16 protein-coding genes and 1 tRNA gene are annotated in these 17733 nt (G+C 29.0%); 7 read left to right on the top strand and 10 right to left on the bottom strand.

Features of this window, described 5'->3' with window-relative positions; all coding sequences use genetic code 11:
• The 3 genes from BTO18_RS16070 to BTO18_RS16060 form a co-directional block, all read right to left on the bottom strand.
• On the bottom strand, positions 1-762 hold a 762-nt coding region (locus tag BTO18_RS16070), incomplete at its 3' end, for a peptidase associated/transthyretin-like domain-containing protein (protein WP_170063298.1).
• A gap of 192 nt (positions 763-954) precedes the next feature.
• Entirely contained in the window at positions 955-2565 is a 1611-nt protein-coding gene (gene pckA, locus BTO18_RS16065) for a phosphoenolpyruvate carboxykinase (ATP) (RefSeq protein ID WP_105017205.1), read from the bottom strand.
• Between the two features lie 95 nt (positions 2566-2660).
• A complete protein-coding gene (locus BTO18_RS16060; protein ID WP_105017610.1) occupies positions 2661-3041 on the bottom strand; it encodes a DUF423 domain-containing protein in 381 nt (126 codons plus the stop codon).
• Positions 3042-3113: 72 nt separating this feature from the next.
• Here BTO18_RS16060 and BTO18_RS16055 point away from each other — a divergent pair, with 72 nt between their 5' ends.
• Both BTO18_RS16055 and BTO18_RS16050 read left to right on the top strand, forming a co-directional pair.
• Positions 3114-4481 (top strand): saccharopine dehydrogenase family protein, encoded by a 1368-nt coding sequence (locus BTO18_RS16055; RefSeq protein WP_105017204.1) that lies wholly within the window; start codon positions 3114-3116, stop codon positions 4479-4481.
• Between the two features lie 76 nt (positions 4482-4557).
• The gene (locus BTO18_RS16050) at positions 4558-5577 is read left to right on the top strand and encodes a hypothetical protein (protein ID WP_105017203.1); all 1020 of its coding nucleotides are present in this window, start codon (positions 4558-4560) and stop codon (positions 5575-5577) included.
• A gap of 36 nt (positions 5578-5613) precedes the next feature.
• On the opposite strand, the gene BTO18_RS16045 is transcribed toward BTO18_RS16050, so the two are convergent.
• On the bottom strand, positions 5614-6339 hold the full coding sequence (locus BTO18_RS16045) for a tRNA1(Val) (adenine(37)-N6)-methyltransferase (protein WP_105017202.1): 726 nt from the start codon (positions 6337-6339) through the stop codon (positions 5614-5616).
• 110 nt (positions 6340-6449) lie between these two features.
• On the opposite strand from BTO18_RS16045, the gene BTO18_RS16040 reads away from it, so the two are divergent.
• On the top strand, positions 6450-8009 hold the full coding sequence (locus tag BTO18_RS16040; RefSeq protein WP_226789019.1) for a glycoside hydrolase family 16 protein: 1560 nt from the start codon (positions 6450-6452) through the stop codon (positions 8007-8009).
• 76 nt (positions 8010-8085) lie between these two features.
• On the top strand, positions 8086-8535 hold the full coding sequence (locus tag BTO18_RS16035) for a hypothetical protein (RefSeq protein ID WP_105017201.1): 450 nt from the start codon (positions 8086-8088) through the stop codon (positions 8533-8535).
• Positions 8536-8539: 4 nt separating this feature from the next.
• Here BTO18_RS16035 and BTO18_RS16030 read toward each other — a convergent pair whose 3' ends face one another.
• Entirely contained in the window at positions 8540-8932 is a 393-nt protein-coding gene (locus BTO18_RS16030) for a hypothetical protein (RefSeq protein ID WP_146106968.1), read from the bottom strand.
• A 95-nt stretch (positions 8933-9027) separates the two neighbouring features.
• On the opposite strand from BTO18_RS16030, the gene BTO18_RS16025 reads away from it, so the two are divergent.
• Positions 9028-9291 (top strand): hypothetical protein, encoded by a 264-nt coding sequence (locus BTO18_RS16025; RefSeq protein ID WP_105017199.1) that lies wholly within the window; start codon positions 9028-9030, stop codon positions 9289-9291.
• A gap of 167 nt (positions 9292-9458) precedes the next feature.
• Here the strand turns inward: BTO18_RS16025 and BTO18_RS16020 are convergent.
• From BTO18_RS16020 to BTO18_RS16010, 3 genes are all read right to left on the bottom strand, one after another.
• Positions 9459-9545, bottom strand: a tRNA-Ser gene (locus tag BTO18_RS16020).
• Between the two features lie 2 nt (positions 9546-9547).
• On the bottom strand, positions 9548-10072 hold the full coding sequence (gene rimM, locus BTO18_RS16015; RefSeq protein WP_105017198.1) for a ribosome maturation factor RimM: 525 nt from the start codon (positions 10070-10072) through the stop codon (positions 9548-9550).
• Positions 10073-10086: 14 nt separating this feature from the next.
• Entirely contained in the window at positions 10087-10599 is a 513-nt protein-coding gene (locus tag BTO18_RS16010) for a 30S ribosomal protein S16 (RefSeq protein ID WP_105017197.1), read from the bottom strand.
• Between the two features lie 372 nt (positions 10600-10971).
• On the opposite strand from BTO18_RS16010, the gene BTO18_RS16005 reads away from it, so the two are divergent.
• A complete protein-coding gene (locus BTO18_RS16005; RefSeq protein WP_105017196.1) occupies positions 10972-11418 on the top strand; it encodes a ferritin-like domain-containing protein in 447 nt (148 codons plus the stop codon).
• Positions 11419-11588: 170 nt separating this feature from the next.
• Complete coding sequence (gene dnaE, locus BTO18_RS16000; RefSeq protein WP_105017195.1) at positions 11589-15929, top strand: DNA polymerase III subunit alpha; 4341 nt, start codon at positions 11589-11591, stop codon at positions 15927-15929.
• Here dnaE and gldA read toward each other — a convergent pair.
• Positions 15926-16822: a gliding motility-associated ABC transporter ATP-binding subunit GldA gene (gldA, locus tag BTO18_RS15995; protein ID WP_105017194.1), complete on the bottom strand. Its 897-nt coding sequence runs from the start codon at positions 16820-16822 to the stop codon at positions 15926-15928. The genes dnaE and gldA overlap by 4 nt on opposite strands.
• A gap of 90 nt (positions 16823-16912) precedes the next feature.
• A complete protein-coding gene (locus tag BTO18_RS15990; RefSeq protein ID WP_105017193.1) occupies positions 16913-17674 on the bottom strand; it encodes a hypothetical protein in 762 nt (253 codons plus the stop codon).
• Positions 17675-17733: the final 59 nt, after the last annotated feature.

The raw sequence follows: 17733 nt of genomic DNA, 5'->3' as shown, positions 1-17733 counted from the left end.
AAATATTTTAATAATAATTAGGATTTTATTTTGTTTGTACAACCTTTTTAATATATAAAATTTACAATATCCTAAAAAATGAAAATACTTTTCTTTAGGTATTTTTAATTTGTTTATAAAAAAATCTTCACCTAATTCAATCATTATTATATCTGAAAATTCTTCATCCGTTAGTATTTTATATTTATTTTTTGTTTTATAAGTTTTTCGTTTTTTTAAGAGGGAAAGCAATCCTGAAAAATTAAGCCCTTGATATCTTTGTGTAGGGTTAGTAATAACTACTGGAGGTTTCATTCTATCAATTTCATCTATTCTATAATCCTTCAAGGAAAAATCTACTTTAGAAAAGTCTAAATTAGCATGTACAATGGAATCTATTTTATTTATTTGAACTTTTTTAACATCAACACCTAAAGCCCCTGATAATTCATGGTTTTTTAATTTAATTTCTTCTAATAAATAGGTTTTAAATTTTAACAAAACATCTAACTTATTATTTTTAAATATATGTCTTGTAACAACAATTTTTTTACTGATATGCTGAATAGAGGAAATCATAATTGTATCTCCTGTAACAGCTAATATTTCAAACTCTCCTTTATAATTACTATTTGTTCCTATAGAGGTATTTAGATTAATAACATTTATATTTTCAATTAACCCCAAAGAATCTCTAACTGTTCCTTTTACAAGCTCTCTATTATTTTGAGATAAGATAGTAAAAGAAGATAGAAAAAATATTAAACATAACTTTTTAATCACGTAAATCAAAATTCTGAAGTTAAAGGTAATTATAATGAAATGAATAATTTTGTTAAAAATAGTTTAAATCTTCAAAAAAAATTAACAAGCAAATATTTGTTTTCCAATACAATATGTAATCTCACACTTTAAAAAAACAAAAAAACACCTCAAAAAAGAGGTGTTTCTGTCTAAACAAACATTAATATACTATTAATGTGCATATCTTTGAGGGCCTCCTCTTCGAATTTCTTCATTTGCAAATTCTTCAAATTGCTTAAAATTATGTCGAAACGCATTAGATAATTTGAATGCTGTTTCATAGTAAGCTTCATCATTATTCCAAGTTGCTCTTGGACTTAACAATTCAGTTGGAACTCCTGGACAAGTTCTAGGTTGTGCCACTCCAAAAACTGAATGAATATGGTAATCTTCATATCTATAATCACCTAAATCTCCATTTAAAACAGCAGTAATCATAGCTCTTGTATATTTTAATGGCATTCTTCTACCTACACCATATTTGCCTCCAGACCAACCTGTATTAATTAACCAAACATTCACGCCTGCTTCTTTCATTTTTTTGCTTAACATTTCTGCATATCTTGTTGGATGCAAAGGCATAAATGGTGCACCAAAACAAGCTGAAAAACTTGGTACTGGTTCTGTAACACCAGCTTCTGTACCTGCTACTTTTGCAGTATAACCAGATATAAAATGGTAAGCTGCTTGTGCAGGAGTTAATTTAGATATTGGAGGTAAAACACCAAATGCATCAGCAGTTAAAAAGAAAATATTTTTTGGGTTTTTACCAATTGAAGGTTGCTGAATATTATCTATATGATAAATAGGATAACTAACTCTTGTATTTTGAGTGATAGATGTATCTGCAAAATCTACAATTCCATTCTCATCCATAATCACATTTTCTAAAATTGCACCTTTCTTAATGGCTGCAAAAATTTCTGGTTCTTGCTCTTGTGATAAATTAATCACTTTTGCATAACAACCTCCTTCAAAATTAAAAACAGTATTCTCTGCTGTCCAACCATGTTCATCATCACCAATTAAACTTCTATTTGGATCAGTAGAAAGTGTTGTTTTTCCTGTTCCTGATAATCCAAAGAAAATAGCAGTATCTCCAGCTGCACCAACATTAGCAGAACAATGCATAGGTAAAGTGTTTTTATACATAGGTAGTATAAAATTTAATGCCGAAAAAATACCTTTTTTAATTTCTCCTGTATAACCTGTACCTCCAATTAAAGCAATTTTTTTACTAAAATTTAAGATAGCAAAATTATGTTGTCTTGTTCCATCAACGTCTGCATTTGCCATAAATCCAGGAGCATTAATTACTGTCCATTCAGGAGAAAAGTTTTCTAATTCTGCTTCTGTTGGTCTTAAAAACATATTATAAGCAAACATATTACTCCATGGATATTCATTAATCACTCTTATGTTTAACTTGTAATTTTCATCTGCACAAGCATAGCTATCTCGTACAAAAATTTCTTTTTCAGATAAATAATCGACAACCTTATCATACAGCTTGTCAAATTTATCCTCTTCAAAAGGTAAATTAATTTTGCTCCACCAAACTTCATCCTTTGTAATTGCATCTTTTACAATAAAACGATCCATAGGAGAACGCCCAGTAAATTCTCCTGTATTCACAGCAATTGCTCCTAAAGACGATTCTACTCCTTGTTTTTTGGTTAATGTTTCTTGGTGTAACTCGTTAGAAGTTAGTTGATAACGAATTGTTGCATTTTTGATTCCTAGACTATTTAACGAAATCGATTTCGTATTTGTATCTACCATATCAATATTTTTAGGTTTTTTATAAGATGCAAAATTAAGGAATATTTTAAAACAGGCTTATTTTGAGATTAGAATTATCTATTTTTATTGATTGTTTACTTATTTCTCATTTTTTTTACGAATATTATAATCATTGAAACCCAACCGATTATAAAAAATAAACCTCCTAAAGGTGTTATAAACCAAATTGATTTTGCAGTAATCGAAGTTAAATGAATCAAATAAATTGAACCAGAAAATAATAGAATTCCAGCAAAAAATAAATAGCTAACTGTATTTTTTTGTTTGATAGAAAAACCCTCGTAAATATTAATAAATAATAAAATTATGGTATGATACATTTGATAACGAACTGCAGTCTCAAAGCTTTGTAATTGATCTGGAGCTAAACTTTCTTTTAAAGCATGTGCTCCAAAAGCACCTAAAATGACAGCTGTTACTCCAAAAAGACAAGTAATAATTAAATTTTTAAACATTTTTATGTGTTTTTGTTTAATATTAAACAATTATAGTATCTTCGTTTCAATACAAAAATACAGCTTTCTTTTATGAAAAATATATTGATTATTGGTGCAGGAAAATCGAGTTCTGCTTTAATTAAATACCTATTAGATAAATCTGAAGAAGAAAATTTACAACTTACTATAGCAGATATTTCTACAAAAAATGCACTGCTACTTATTAATAATCATAAAAATGCAAAAGCCATTGAATTTGATGTTTTTGATGAACATCATCGTAAATCAGAAATCAGAAAAACTGATATTGTAATTTCTATGTTACCTGCAAGATTTCATTTTGAAGTTGCTAAAGATTGTATCAAATTTAAGAAACACATGGTTACAGCTTCTTATGTATCTGAAAAAATGAAAGCACTAGATGGTGATGCTAAAAAGAATAATTTGGTATTTATGAATGAAATTGGTTTAGACCCTGGTTTAGATCACATGAGTGCAATGCAAGTTATAGACAGAATTCGAGATAACAATGCTAAAATGTTATTATTCGAGTCTTTTTGTGGTGGTTTGGTAGCTCCTGAAAGTGATACCAACTTATGGAATTATAAATTTACCTGGAATCCAAGAAATGTAGTTTTAGCTGGTCAAGGAGGAGCAGCTATGTTTATTCAAGAAGGCACTTATAAATACATTCCTTATCATAAATTATTCAGAAGAACAGAGTTTTTAAATATCAATAATGAGAAATTTGAAGCTTATGCCAACAGAGATTCTCTAAAATATAGAAGTATTTATGGTCTAGATAATATACCAACTATGTACAGAGGTACAATTAGAAAGGTTGGTTTTTCTAGAGCTTGGAACATTTTTGTACAATTGGGCATGACAGATGATTCTTACACTGTTGAAAACTCTTCAACTATGAGTTATCGAGATTTTGTAAATTTATTTTTAGCGTATTCTCCATCAGATTCTGTAGAATTAAAATTGCGTTCGTATTTAAAAATAGATCAAGATGACATTATGTGGGAAAAGCTAGTTGAGCTAGATCTTTTTAATCCTAATAAAAAAATTGGATTGGCAAATGCGACTCCTGCACAAATGCTTCAAAAAATTCTACAAGATTCTTGGACGCTGCAAAAAGAAGATAAAGATATGATTGTAATGCAACATCTTTTTGGTTATAAAATTGATGGAGAAAAACGACAAATAGAAAGTAGTTTGGTAGTTTTGGGAGAAAACCAAACTTATACAGCTATGGCTAAAACTGTTGGTTTACCAGTAGCAATAGCAGCTTTAAAAATTTTGAAAGGTGAGATTAAAACTGCAGGAGTTCAGATACCTATTTTAAAAGAAGTTTATGAACCTATTTTAAAAGAACTTGAAAATTATGGGATAAAATTTACTGAAAAAAAAGTTCCTTATTTGGGATATAATCCTAATAATGTGATTGGATAAATTTAAAATACTGTTTACCTAAACATAGGTAGTAATTAGTTCTTCTGTTTTTATAGTTTTGGAAAAACTAATTCTTATGAAAAACATTCTTTGCTCTTATCTAGTATTTGTTATACTAATTGCCAATGCTCAAAATAGACCTCAAACAATGGTTCTTATTCCTGAAACTTTTAAACTTGAACCTGGTCAAAAAGTGTCTTCAAATGGAAAATCATTTTGTCTTGAGATAGAGAATTATGCTCCAGAAGTTTATAATGTATACTCTTACAAAAAACTAAAAAAGTTAAAAATTACTATTGGAAATAGAGAACCAATATCTCTTGAACAAGCCGAAATCCAAAAAATATTATACCTTAAAAATGATACTAAACCTAATTATAATAAACAAGAATTAGAATTTCTATATTATTTTGAAAGAGGCGAAAAATTCATAAATGAGGAAATAACTATAAGTATGGACGATAAATTGATTAATAATATTATTTATCCAGAAGGCGAAAAAATAGATTTAAAAATTTTCTCTGAAATATTAGACACAAATAAATCTTCAATAGATTCTAATGATTTTCAAGGCGACCTTTGGTTTCATCAAATTAAAACAAGCATTTTTGAACAAAAAAAAACTAAATTTGAACTAAACTCTCCAAGAAAAATTCACACAAAAAATGGTGATGAGTTCATAGATAAAATAAAAAAAGTTTTAAACGATAATAAATATTGTAAGCCTTCAGATGCAGAATTATGTCTTTTAAAAAACAACATTCCTACTTTTTCTTTTTCTTTTGATTGTGAAGGGAAAGAAATTACAATTACTACAAATGGACAAATTTCTGTAAGTAAATCAATTGGTAATAAATATTTCTCAATCACAGATGAAAAAACCATTAAACTCTTTGACTTATTTAAAAAAGACATAAAATTAGATGAAACTAAAGAGTCTTGTTCTTGGGATGGAATATGTTTCAAAATAAGTAAATATTTTAATTCAACAGAGCCAAAAATATCAGGTTGCCCAGAAATTAATTTTATCCTCAAAAATGAAATATCAATTAGTGATGAAGAATATGGTAAATCCATCACTTTCAAATTTAATTAAAACTGATTCTCTTTATAAGAATAAGAATTCAGTAGATTAAGACATTTTCAAATAAAAATCTTTCGTCAAATTAATATAATCTTCTGTATATTGATGACGTTCAATCTCAATCACTAAATGTTCTTTTTTTATTTTAGTTTGATGAAAAGAAAATTCTAACAAACTCCTTTTTATTTCTGATTTTGAATTTCCTTGAACATTACAAATTCGATTTAAAAACAAACTTTGTTTACTTGCTAGTTCAATAAAAATTTGTTCTTCTTTATAAGGAATAATAACTGCAAACTTCCCATTTTCTGATAAAATTTTTTCAACTCCACAAATCAGCTCTTTAAATGACAAAGCACTTGTAAAACGTGCTTTATTCCTTGCATCATCACTAGTTTCAAAATTATCAGTATAAAATGGTGGATTAGAAACAATCAAATTATAGGTTTCTTCTTCCTCTGCAATTTCATCAGCAAAATTTTGAAAAGATGCATTATAACAGTACAATCTATCTCTCCAATCTGAATTTTCGAAATTTTCTACAGTCTGCTCATAAGCATTTCCAATAACTTCAACAGCATCAATAGTCATTGCATCAGAACGTTGTGCTAACATTAAAGCAATTAACCCTGTACCTGCACCAATATCTAAAATAGAATTCACATAATCATCAATAGCACACCAAGCTCCTAAAAGTACACCATCAGTGCCTACTTTCATAGCTGTTTTATTTTGCTGTATTGTAAATTCTTTGAATTGAAATGACTTCTCCATTCGTCAAAAATACTCTAAAAATGTTAAAAAATATTTTGTAGTGCTTATGTATTGGTCACACCTGATTTCTAATTTAATTATATCCGTATATTTGATTAAAATACACATTTATGAAACAATTTTACTTTTTAGTAATTTCAATCTTAATAATATTTCCCATATTTTCTCAACAAATGCCTATAGATTTTGAAAACAGTAATCATGTATTTGGAGGCTTTAGTGGTGCTACATTTTCAACTAGAAACGATCCAGACAATTCTGCAAACAAGGTAGGTCAGTTTAATAATAATGGTGCTGCAGCAGATCAAGGATTTTGGATTGATTTAACTAGAGATATAGATGTTACCAATCAAAAAGAAATAACGCTTTCTTTTTATGCTTTTGATCCTAATCAACATACTATTTTGTTAAAATTAGAGAATGGAACTAATCCAGATGTTGAAGTATCTAAAACAATAGCAAGTGGTAATGCTACGAATTGGCAAAACATCACTTTTAATTTTTCTAACGCAAAACAAACTAGTACTGGTAACACTATGAATGCAACTGGTACATACAGTAAATTAGTACTTTTCATCGATTTGGGTGTTACTACTGCTGGTACTTATTTATTTGATAATATTTCTGATGGTACAACAGCTACAGATCCAAATGCTTTAGATGTAATATATACAGACCTAGTTTGGTCTGATGAATTTGATGGAGCATCTTTAGATACTAACAAATGGTTTCATCAAACTATAATTCCAAATGGTAGTAGGTGGTTTAATAATGAAGAACAAGTCTATACAGATAGTTCTACAAACTCTTTTGTTGCAAATGGTAATTTACATATTGTTGCAAAAAAAGAAACTAAAATTCTTAATGGAGAAACTTTTGAATATACCTCTGCAAGATTAAACTCTAAATATGCATTTACTTATGGTAGAGTTGATGTAAAAGCAAAGCTACCAGCAGGTAATGGTACTTGGCCAGCAATATGGACACTAGGTAAAAACATCTCTGAAACTGGTGCTTATTGGCAAACTCAAGGTTTTGGCACTACTGGATGGCCTGCATGTGGTGAAATAGATATTATGGAACATGGTTTGCACGCCACAAACGAAGTTTCAAGTGCTTTGCACACACCATCTAGTTCAGGAGCAACTGTTAACACATCAACTAAAATGCTAGCTGATGTTGCCAATAATTTTCATATTTATTCTATGAATTGGTCTCCAAACCAAATTACTTTTATGATTGATGATGTTGCATATTATACTTATAAACCTACAAACCAAAACTCAAGTACATGGCCTTTTGATTTAAATCAATTTTTATTATTAAATGTTGCTATGGGAGGATTTGCTGGTGATATTGATGCTAATTTTACGCAAAGTAGTATGATAATAGATTACGTTAGAGTTTATCAAAATAATACAGCTAGTACAGATGATTTTTTTAGTTCCAAATTCAAGGTTTACCCTAACCCAACTTCTGATACTTTTTCGATTAAAACTGATGAAAAAATTGATAAAGTAGAAATCTATTCTACACTTGGACAACTAGTTTTATCTAATTTTAGTAATTATAAAAAAATTAATTCAAACCATTTAAAATCAGGATTATATTTAGTAAAAATTTATTCAAACCAAAAAAGTATTACAAAAAAAATCATTATAAGAAAATGATTTTAATCTGATTTATTTTACAAAATGAAATATTAATCATTAATTTTGTAACGTATTATATTAAGTTTATACAATAATGAAAAAAATAATATCTATTTTAAGTTTTACTCTAATTATATTTTGTTCGTGTTCAACACCTAGTTCTGAAGAAGATACTACTGATCCCGATGATATTATTAGTGCAGAAGATAGAGTTGTAAAAATGGAATTTAACACAACAGAAATTAATTCTGATGAGATTAGGATAAGCTATTTTGATTACCTAACAAACACATATCCTGTTGTTGTTCATCAGTTTTCATACGATTCTTCTGGGCAACCAATACCATTTGTAATAACTCTAGAAAATTATAATTATAGGTATATTAATGGAGAAGCGTATAGAAACAATCCTAACCCAAAAGAAATTTCTGTAAAAGTATTTGTTAATGATGAGTTAGCTGTTGAAGATATAGGTAAAGGAGAAGGTGGTGAATATGCTGAAATTCGATTTAATTACGATATTGATTTGATGAAAAGTATCTAAATTATTAATCATTACTGTAAAGACCTAGTAATTTTTTTAAATCTTCTTTATCAGCTTTCAAATCTGATATCTGCTCTAGTAAAACTGATATCAACTTATCTTTTTCTTTACATTTGACAGACTGTATTAAGTATTCTGAACTAGGATCGTTAACAAAATCTATATTTTTATTATCTTTTTTTATCGAAGAGCCATTTATTAACCAATACAAATCTACTTCAGGATAGTTCGTAATTATATTTACTATAGCATTAGAATTAAGAGGTGTTTCTTTGGCTTTACCTCTAAAATTAGCAGAAGTCATTCCAATAGTTCTGAAGAATTCTTCCTTACTTATATCTTGCTTTTCAGCAATTTCTACAACCCTATCTTTTATGTTCGTAAATTTATTTTCCATTTTACTTTGATTTGTAAATTTATTTACATAAATTGTACAATGCCAAAACAGTAACAAGATAGTAACAATTATCATAATACCAAAAGGCTTTTACTATGATTACAGAATTAGAAAAAAAAGAACTGAAAAGTATTTTTCAGGGTCACTATACAGAAGATGTTTTAAAAGTTTTAAACAACAAGTCTATTCTCAATAGAAACGGAGAACCACACAACGCACAATATATTAGAATGGTTTTTCAAGGAGTAAGACAAAATTCTGATATTGAAGCAGCAATATGGCAGGTGGCAATAAATAAAAAACAAGAGTTAGAATTACAAAAATTACAAAAACAAAAAGTTTTAACTAAAAATTCTTAAGATGAATTCTTTTGGGGGAAAGTTCACTTAAGTATTACCTATAAATTAAGTAATAATTAATTGATTAGGTTTAAGAATAGTACGTACAAAATAAAGAAGATTTTCTATGTGCGTGCTATTCTATTTAAAATCTTAATAATTTTAAAAAAAATGTTAGCAATTTTTCGCAGAGAGGAAGGGATTCGAACCCTCGATACCATTGCTAGTATACTACCTTTCCAGGGTAGCTCTTTCGACCACTCAGACACCTCTCTAATTACAAATACAATTCAATTAAACCATCTGGGGTTTCAACTAGTATTTGTTTATGTTCTCTATCCACTTTTTTGATAAAATCATCAATTAATGGAATAAAAATTTCTTTTCCATCTCTATCGATTTCAAAAAGTGGTTGTGCTACTTTATCATTAATATTGATAATTTTTCCTACCTCACCAAAATTTGTATCAACGACTAAAAAATCAATTACTTCATGATAATAAAATTTATTTCCTTCTAGCTTTGGCAATAAACCCAAAGGTAGATAAATATCACTTTTTAAAATAGTATCTGCTTCCTCTTCGTTATAAACATCTTCAAACAGAACACGTAACTGATTCCCTTTATGAAGAGAACTTTTTTCAATAAAAAATGGAACCAGATTACTGCCAAATTCGACATAAACTGATTCCATATTTCTATATAATTCGGGTTCGTCTGTATCTAATTTGATAACAACTTCACCTTTAAAACTGTGTTTTCTTACGATTTTGCCTAAATAAAAACAATCTTCTTTACGCATTATCGTCGTAAACTTTATTCAGCAACTTTATCTTCTGTTGCTTCTTCTGCAGTTTCATCAGTAGCTTCAGCAACTACTTCTGGTTTAGCAGCAGCAATTCTAGCTTCATTTACAGCCTTTTCAGCCTCTAATGCTTTAGCTTTAGCTTCAACTTTAGCTTTAGCTAATTTTTCTTCTTTACTAGATACTTTTCCTTCTTTTTCTTCTAACCAAGCCTTGAATTTCTCTTCAGCTTGCTCTTCAGTTAAAGCTCCTTTTCTTACACCACCAGCTAAATGATTTTTCAACATTGCTCCTTTATAAGACAAAATTGCTCTTGCAGTATCAGTTGGTTGTGCTCCGTTTTGTAACCATTTTACAGCATCATCAATATTTAAATTGATTTCTGCAGGGTTTACATTTGGGTTGTATGTACCAATTTTTTCTAGGTAACGTCCATCTCTTTTTGCACGGGCATCAGCAGCAACTATCCAATAAAATGGTTTTCCTTTTTTTCCGTGTCTTTGCAATCTGATTTTTACAGACATAATATATTAATTTTTTAAGGTTCTCGACCTTTGTTATTAAAATCTTACCATCTCGTGATAAGCGGATGCAAAAATACAAAACCTTTTTTAATCTAAAATACTAAAATTCAATAATTTTTTAGGAATTCTAGCAAATTTTCCTTTGTATTTTTTTTAACGTAAAATATAAAAAGGAGCAATTGCAATCTTTAACAAACTTATTCAATATCATAAAAGCTCTTAAAATTATATTAAAACTCAAATGAGTCAAAAAACAAATGGTTTGAACTAAACCAAAGCCTAATTCTAATTTACATTTGTATCAACATATAGATGTAAAACAATACGCATCTTAAAAATAAAAGTATTGAAATTTAAAATGAAAATGATATTATGAAGTACACAGAAAAAATTTCGAATAAATTAAACGAATTATTAGAGAAAAATTATGATGCTGAAAAAGGGTATCTAAACTCTGCAGAAAATGTAGATAGCCCTAGATTAAAAATTTTCTTTAAAAATAGAGCTTCAGAAAGAAGCCAATTCGCAAAAGACTTAAGAACAGAGATTTTGTCTTACGGACAAATTCCAGAAGATGATGGGTCTTTTAAAGGAACAATGCACAGGAATTGGATGTCATTAAAATCACTATTTAGTTCAAATGACGAAGAAGCGATTTTAGAAGAAGCAATTAGAGGTGAAAAAGCAAGTTTTGATGAATATTGTGAAATTCTAAAAGAGGATAATTTTACACCATCTACTAGAAAAATGCTAGAAAACCAAAAACAGCAAATTCAATCTGCTATAAATAGTTTGATGGTAAAAGAAGAATTAGCCTAATGCTCTAAATAAGGTAAAAAAATTAATTAAAATATAATTGATTCTAAAAGTCAATCCAGTTATGGGTTGACTTTTTGTTTGTTAATAAGTCAAGATAGATTATCAACAAAAAATCTTTAATGTTTTTGTACTTTTAACTCTCCAAATTCATCAGTAAAAAGCACCTATTTATGTACTTAATTTTTGATACAGAAACCACAGGTTTACCAAAAAGCTGGAATGCACCAATTACAGATACAGACAACTGGCCAAGATGTATTCAAATTGCATGGCAATTGCATGACGAAATGGGAAATCTTGTTGAGCATAATGATTTTCTAGTTCAACCTGATGGATTTAATATTCCTTATGATGCAGAGAGAATTCATGGAATTTCAACAGAATTGGCAGAAGAACAAGGAATTGAACTAGAAAAAGGACTACAACTTTTTAATGAAGCTTTAAAAAAAACGAAGTTTATTGTTGGTCAAAATGTAGGTTTTGATATTAATATTATGGGATGTGAATTCCATAGATTGAATGTAGAAAATAATTTGACTTCTCTTCCAATTTTAGATACCTGTACTGAAAGAACGGCTTTATTATGCCAGATTCCTGGAGGAAGAGGAGGTAAATTTAAACTACCAACTCTAACGGAATTACACAATCATCTTTTTGGAGTTGGTTTTGGTGAAGCTCATAATGCAACAGCTGATGTTGAAGCCACAACTCGATGCTTTTTAGAGTTAATTCGTTTAAGAGAATTTACCAAAGAACAATTAGATGTAGATGCTGATTATTTCAAAAATTTCTCTGATGCAAACCCAAAACCAATTCAGGTAATTGGGTTAAAGCACATCAATTTAAAACAAGAAAGCGATAAAATAAGAAAACGTCTTGAAAAATTAAAAGACGTTCAGGAAACTAAATCTACATCAGAAGGATTAGCTGAATTAAAAGATGTAAAATTTGCACATTTACATAATCATACCCAGTTTTCTGTTTTACAATCTACCATGCAAATTGGCAATATTGTGAAAGCTGCTGCAAAAGACAACATGCCAGCAGTTGCAATGACAGATACAGCAAATATGATGGCTGCTTTTCATTTTGTGAGTGCAATATTAAATCATAATAAAACTGCTAAAACTCCAATGAAACCAATTATTGGTTGTGAGTTTAACGTTTGTGAAGATCATAAAAATAAATCACAAAAAGACAATGGTTATCAAGTTGTTTTGTTGGCAAAAAACAAAAAAGGGTATCATAATTTGGCAAAAATGTCTTCCATTGCATTTGTAGATGGTTTCTATTATGTACCAAGAATTGACAAAGAAATCATCAAACAATACAAAGAAGATATTATTGTTTTAACTGGAAATTTATATGGTGAAGTACCAAGTAAAATTCTAAACCTTGGAGAAAAACAAGCTGAAGAAGCTTTGCTTTGGTGGAAAGAGCAATTTCAAGACGACTTATATATTGAGTTGATGCGTCACAATCAACAAGATGAAACCATTGTAAATGAAACTTTATTAAAATTCTCTAAAAAACACGATATTAAAATTGTTGCCACAAATAACACTTTTTATTTAGAGAAAAAAGACGCTAATGCACACGATATTTTACTCTGTGTAAAAGATGGTGAAAAACAAGCAACTCCAAAAGGAAAAGGGCGTGGTTACAGATATGGTTTACCAAATGAGGAATATTATTTCAAATCTTCGGATGAAATGAAAACCTTATTTGCAGATTTACCAAAAGCCATTATCAACATTCAAGAAATTGTAGATAAAATTGAAATTTTTACGTTAGCAAGAGACGTTTTATTACCTGCTTTTGATATTCCTGATGAATTTAAAGACGAAGAAGATGAAAAAGATGGAGGTAAAAGAGGAGAAAATAATTTCTTAAAACACTTAACTTTTGAAGGTGCAAAAAAACGTTATGGAGAAATTACTGAATCTATAAAAGAAAGATTAGATTTTGAATTAGAAGTTATCGAAAAAACAGGATATCCAGGGTATTTTTTAATTGTAGAAGATTTTATCAGGGAAGCCAGAAATATGGATGTTGCTGTAGGTCCTGGACGTGGTTCTGCAGCTGGTTCTGTAGTTGCTTATTGTTTGTGGATTACAAATATAGATCCTATTAAATACGATTTACTTTTTGAGCGTTTCTTAAATCCAGAACGTATTTCTATGCCAGATATCGATATCGATTTTGATGATGAAGGTCGTGGACGAGTTATGGATTATGTAATTGATAAATATGGTGCAAATCAAGTTGCACAAATTATTACTTATGGAACCATGGCTGCAAAATCATCAATTAGAGATACTGCTAGAGTATTAGATTTACCATTGTTTGAAGCAGATAGAATTGCAAAATTAATTCCCAACATCAAACTAAAAAATATTTTTGGTGAAGACGAAAAAAGTAAAGGTAAAGTTGCTGGTTTACGTGCAGAAGAAAAACAGTTAGTAGAAGAATTAAAACATATTTCTTTTGGGAATGATTTAGCATCAGAAACTGTAAATAAAGCAACAATTTTAGAAGGTTCTGTTAGAAATACTGGAATTCATGCTTGTGGTGTAATTATTACGCCTGGAGATATTACAAATTATGTTCCTGTTGCTTTGGCAAAAGATTCAGATATGTATGTTACTCAATTTGACAATTCTGTGGTGGAATCTGCTGGTTTGTTAAAAATGGATTTCTTGGGATTAAAAACGTTGACTTTAATTAAAGACACTGTAAAAATTGTAAAAGCAAAACACGGTGTAGAATTAGATCCAGAGAATTTTCCTTTAGATGATGAAAAAACATACGAACTTTTCCAAAGAGGAGAAACTGTAGGTATTTTCCAGTATGAATCTCCAGGAATGCAAAAGCATATGCGTTCTTTAAAACCAACTGTTTTTGGAGATTTAATTGCGATGAATGCTTTGTACAGACCTGGACCAATGGAATATATTCCGAGTTTTATCAACAGAAAACACGGAACAGAAGATATCGAATACGATCTACCAGCAATGGAAGAGTATTTGGCAGAAACTTACGGAATTACAGTCTATCAAGAGCAAGTGATGTTACTTTCACAAAAGCTGGCAGATTTTACCAAAGGTGAAGCAGATGTTTTACGAAAAGCAATGGGTAAAAAGCAGGCTGCAGTTTTGGCAAAAATGAAACCAAAATTTATTGAGCAAGCTGGTAAAAATGGTCATGATGAAGAAAAATTAGAAAAAATTTGGAAAGACTGGGAAGCCTTTGCAAGTTATGCTTTTAACAAAAGTCACTCTACTTGTTATGCTTGGATAGCATACCAAACAGCATACTTAAAAGCACATTATCCTGCAGAATACATGGCATCTGTACTTTCTAATAATATGAAAGATATTAAAGCTGTTTCCTTTTTTATGGAAGAATGTAAACGAATGGGATTAGAAGTTTTGGGACCAGATTTAAATGAATCTTATCTAAAATTTTCTGTAAATGATAAAGGTGCTGTTCGTTTTGGAATGGCTGCTGTAAAAGGTGTTGGAGCTGCTGCAGTGAGAGCAATAATTAAAGAAAGAAAAGAAAATGGAAACTACAGCTCTATTTTCGATTTGGCAAAACGAGTAGATTTAAGAGCTGCTAACAAAAAGTCTTTTGATAGTTTGGTAAAAGCTGGTGCATTCGATTCGTTTTCTGATACTCACAGAGCGCAATATTTTGCAGTAGATGAAAAAGGATTGACATTTTTAGAACGTGCTATGAAATTTGGTAGTAAGTATCAAGAAAATTTAAATTCTTCTCAAGTTTCTTTATTTGGCGAAGCTTCTACTGTTCAGTTTCCAGAGCCAGATATTCCAGAATGTGAAACTTGGGGAACTATGGAATTGTTATCTCAAGAAAAAGAAGTAATAGGTATTTATATTTCTGCACATCCTTTAGATGATTTTAAAAATGAAATGATTTTTTGTAACTCAAAACTTAAAAACTTTAAAAGTGATTTAAATAAAATTGTAGGAAATAATTTGTCTTTTGCAGGCATAGTTACAGATGTTCAGCATAGGGTTTCTAAAGCAGGTAAAGGTTGGGCTGCTTTTACCATAGAAGATTATGGAGATAGTCATGAATTTAGAATTTTTGGGGAAGAATATTTAAAAATGAAACACTTTTTAGTTCCTAATTCTTTCTTGTTTATTCGTGCAACAATTCAACCAGGTTGGATGAATAAAAATACTGGAATTATGGGTGAGCCACGTTTGAAGTTTACAGAAATGAAACTCTTACACGATATTATGGATGAGCTTTGTAAAAAAATCACTATAAAAATTCCTTTAGAAGAAATTAAAGAAAATACGATTTTAAATCTAGAAACTATCTTAAAGAATAATATTGGAAAACAAAACTTAAATTTTACAATTTGGGATGCTAAAGAAAAAATTGAAGTAAGTTTACCAAGTAGAAATACTAAAATTAAAGTATCAAATGAGTTGTTAGCTACTTTAGAGAGTCAACAAATTAATTTTAAGTTGAATTAATTAGAAGTTAATTCTGTAAACAAATTTTCTAGTGTTTTATTTTCTAAACTTAATTCTAAAATTTTAAAGTTGTTTTTTTGAGCAAAATCAAATACTTTAGAACGCATATCTTCATTAGTTTTAAAGGTAAGATACCACGAATTTTTATCTATTTTTTCTGATAAAATTAAATTTTCTAGTTGAAGAAATTGAGAGTTTTCTAATTCAACATTTAAAATAACTTTAATAATTTGTTGATTTTTATTTTGAAGTTCAGAAAGTTTTTTATCAATAATTATTTCGCCTTTTTTAATTATGATAACATGATCGCAAACCGCTTCTACTTCTTGCATAATATGTGTAGAAAATAACACTGTTTTATCTTTACCCAATTCTTTTATTAAAGCTCTTATTTCTACCAATTGATTTGGGTCTAAACCTGTTGTAGGTTCGTCTAAAATTAAAACTTTAGGATTGTGTAAAATTGCAGCTGCTATACCAACTCGTTGTTGATACCCTTTAGATAATTGATGAATCTTTTTATGAGCTTCAACTTCTAATCCTACTTTCTTAATGCATGTTTCTATCTCATTTTTATCAACCTTAAAAATAGCTGCTTGAAATTGGAGGTATTCTCGAATATACATATCATTATACAAAGGATTATGTTCTGGCAGGTATCCAATAACTTTTTGAGCTTCTAACGTATTTTGTAAAACATCAATATCATTAACAAATACTTTACCAGAGTTTGGTTTTATAAAACCTGTTAAGATTTTCATCATTGTAGATTTCCCTGCTCCATTTGGTCCTAAAAACCCAATAATTTGTCCTTTATCCGCAGAAAATGAAACTTCATTTAACGCTTTTTGAGTTTTATAAATTTTAGTTACTGATGTTACTTTTATAGACATTGGTTAACTTATATTTATATAAATTATTTGCGATATATCTTTTATCAAAATTACTCGAACTAATAATAAAATAACGAAAATACTATTTTTTTAGTTTACTAAATTTAATCTAATTTTTCTGATATTTTTCATTCTTTTCCAAGCTGTTTTATGAAACTGTTTATACATCCATAAAGTACCTAAATCTAACAAAAAGTAGAATAAACTAATGCCACTTGGTGGGTTATGACTTGGCAAAAATGGAATAATATTCCAAGCTGTTTTTGGCCACCACCAACATTGATAATTGGTACCAATTATTTCTAAACAAGCTACAGAAATGTACATGGTTAAGTAAAAAAGACGTTCTCTAGGTTTTTTCCTTAAAATTAAAAGTGTTGCAATTGTCATTACAAAACCAAATACATCATTCTTAAAAATTAAGAATATACTTGCGTAGATAAAAATGAAAATAATAAGGAATTTTTCAATTTTAATATGATGCTTTTTTATAGATGATGCTTTTGCAAAAAGTAAAACAGCTATATAAACAAATGCATGACCAAATGGAATATAATGAGGTACATTTTCTAATCTGTAAGTGTACATGCCTAATAAAACAGAAAACAAATATTCGCCAAAAAAGCCAATAAGTACAGCAAAAATCATTTGCTTTTTTAGCCTCAAATTCACATTTAAAATTGTAATTAAAAAAACTGTGAGCATTAATAAATTTGCATACAATTGAGCGTTATCAGTTATTGCAACCATGTAGAAACTATCTAAAAACAGACCAACAATAAAAAAAATATACAGTAGCCCTAAACTACGAAAAGTAGCATAAATTGAAGATTTTGTAGCAACAATACTCATAACACAAAAGTATAGAAACTAAATAAAAAATGGCTCATTTATAATGAGCCATTTTCATC

The organism is Polaribacter porphyrae (genome assembly GCF_002954685.1).
In the GTDB taxonomy this organism is placed as follows: domain Bacteria; phylum Bacteroidota; class Bacteroidia; order Flavobacteriales; family Flavobacteriaceae; genus Polaribacter; species Polaribacter porphyrae.
Note: the sequence above shows the minus strand (reverse complement) of the source record. Positions and strands in the feature narration are given on the sequence as shown.

Coding starts and splice junctions, on each gene's coding strand:
- pckA (WP_105017205.1), bottom strand. CDS start 2,565: ATGGTAGATACAAATACGAAATCGATTTCGTTAAATAGTCTAGGAATC.
- BTO18_RS16060 (WP_105017610.1), bottom strand. CDS start 3,041: ATGTTTAAAAATTTAATTATTACTTGTCTTTTTGGAGTAACAGCTGTC.
- BTO18_RS16055 (WP_105017204.1), top strand. CDS start 3,114: ATGAAAAATATATTGATTATTGGTGCAGGAAAATCGAGTTCTGCTTTA.
- BTO18_RS16050 (WP_105017203.1), top strand. CDS start 4,558: ATGAAAAACATTCTTTGCTCTTATCTAGTATTTGTTATACTAATTGCC.
- BTO18_RS16045 (WP_105017202.1), bottom strand. CDS start 6,339: ATGGAGAAGTCATTTCAATTCAAAGAATTTACAATACAGCAAAATAAA.
- BTO18_RS16040 (WP_226789019.1), top strand. CDS start 6,450: ATGAAACAATTTTACTTTTTAGTAATTTCAATCTTAATAATATTTCCC.
- BTO18_RS16035 (WP_105017201.1), top strand. CDS start 8,086: ATGAAAAAAATAATATCTATTTTAAGTTTTACTCTAATTATATTTTGT.
- BTO18_RS16030 (WP_146106968.1), bottom strand. CDS start 8,932: ATGGAAAATAAATTTACGAACATAAAAGATAGGGTTGTAGAAATTGCT.
- BTO18_RS16025 (WP_105017199.1), top strand. CDS start 9,028: ATGATTACAGAATTAGAAAAAAAAGAACTGAAAAGTATTTTTCAGGGT.
- rimM (WP_105017198.1), bottom strand. CDS start 10,072: ATGCGTAAAGAAGATTGTTTTTATTTAGGCAAAATCGTAAGAAAACAC.
- BTO18_RS16010 (WP_105017197.1), bottom strand. CDS start 10,599: ATGTCTGTAAAAATCAGATTGCAAAGACACGGAAAAAAAGGAAAACCA.
- BTO18_RS16005 (WP_105017196.1), top strand. CDS start 10,972: ATGAAGTACACAGAAAAAATTTCGAATAAATTAAACGAATTATTAGAG.
- dnaE (WP_105017195.1), top strand. CDS start 11,589: ATGTACTTAATTTTTGATACAGAAACCACAGGTTTACCAAAAAGCTGG.
- gldA (WP_105017194.1), bottom strand. CDS start 16,822: ATGTCTATAAAAGTAACATCAGTAACTAAAATTTATAAAACTCAAAAA.
- BTO18_RS15990 (WP_105017193.1), bottom strand. CDS start 17,674: ATGAGTATTGTTGCTACAAAATCTTCAATTTATGCTACTTTTCGTAGT.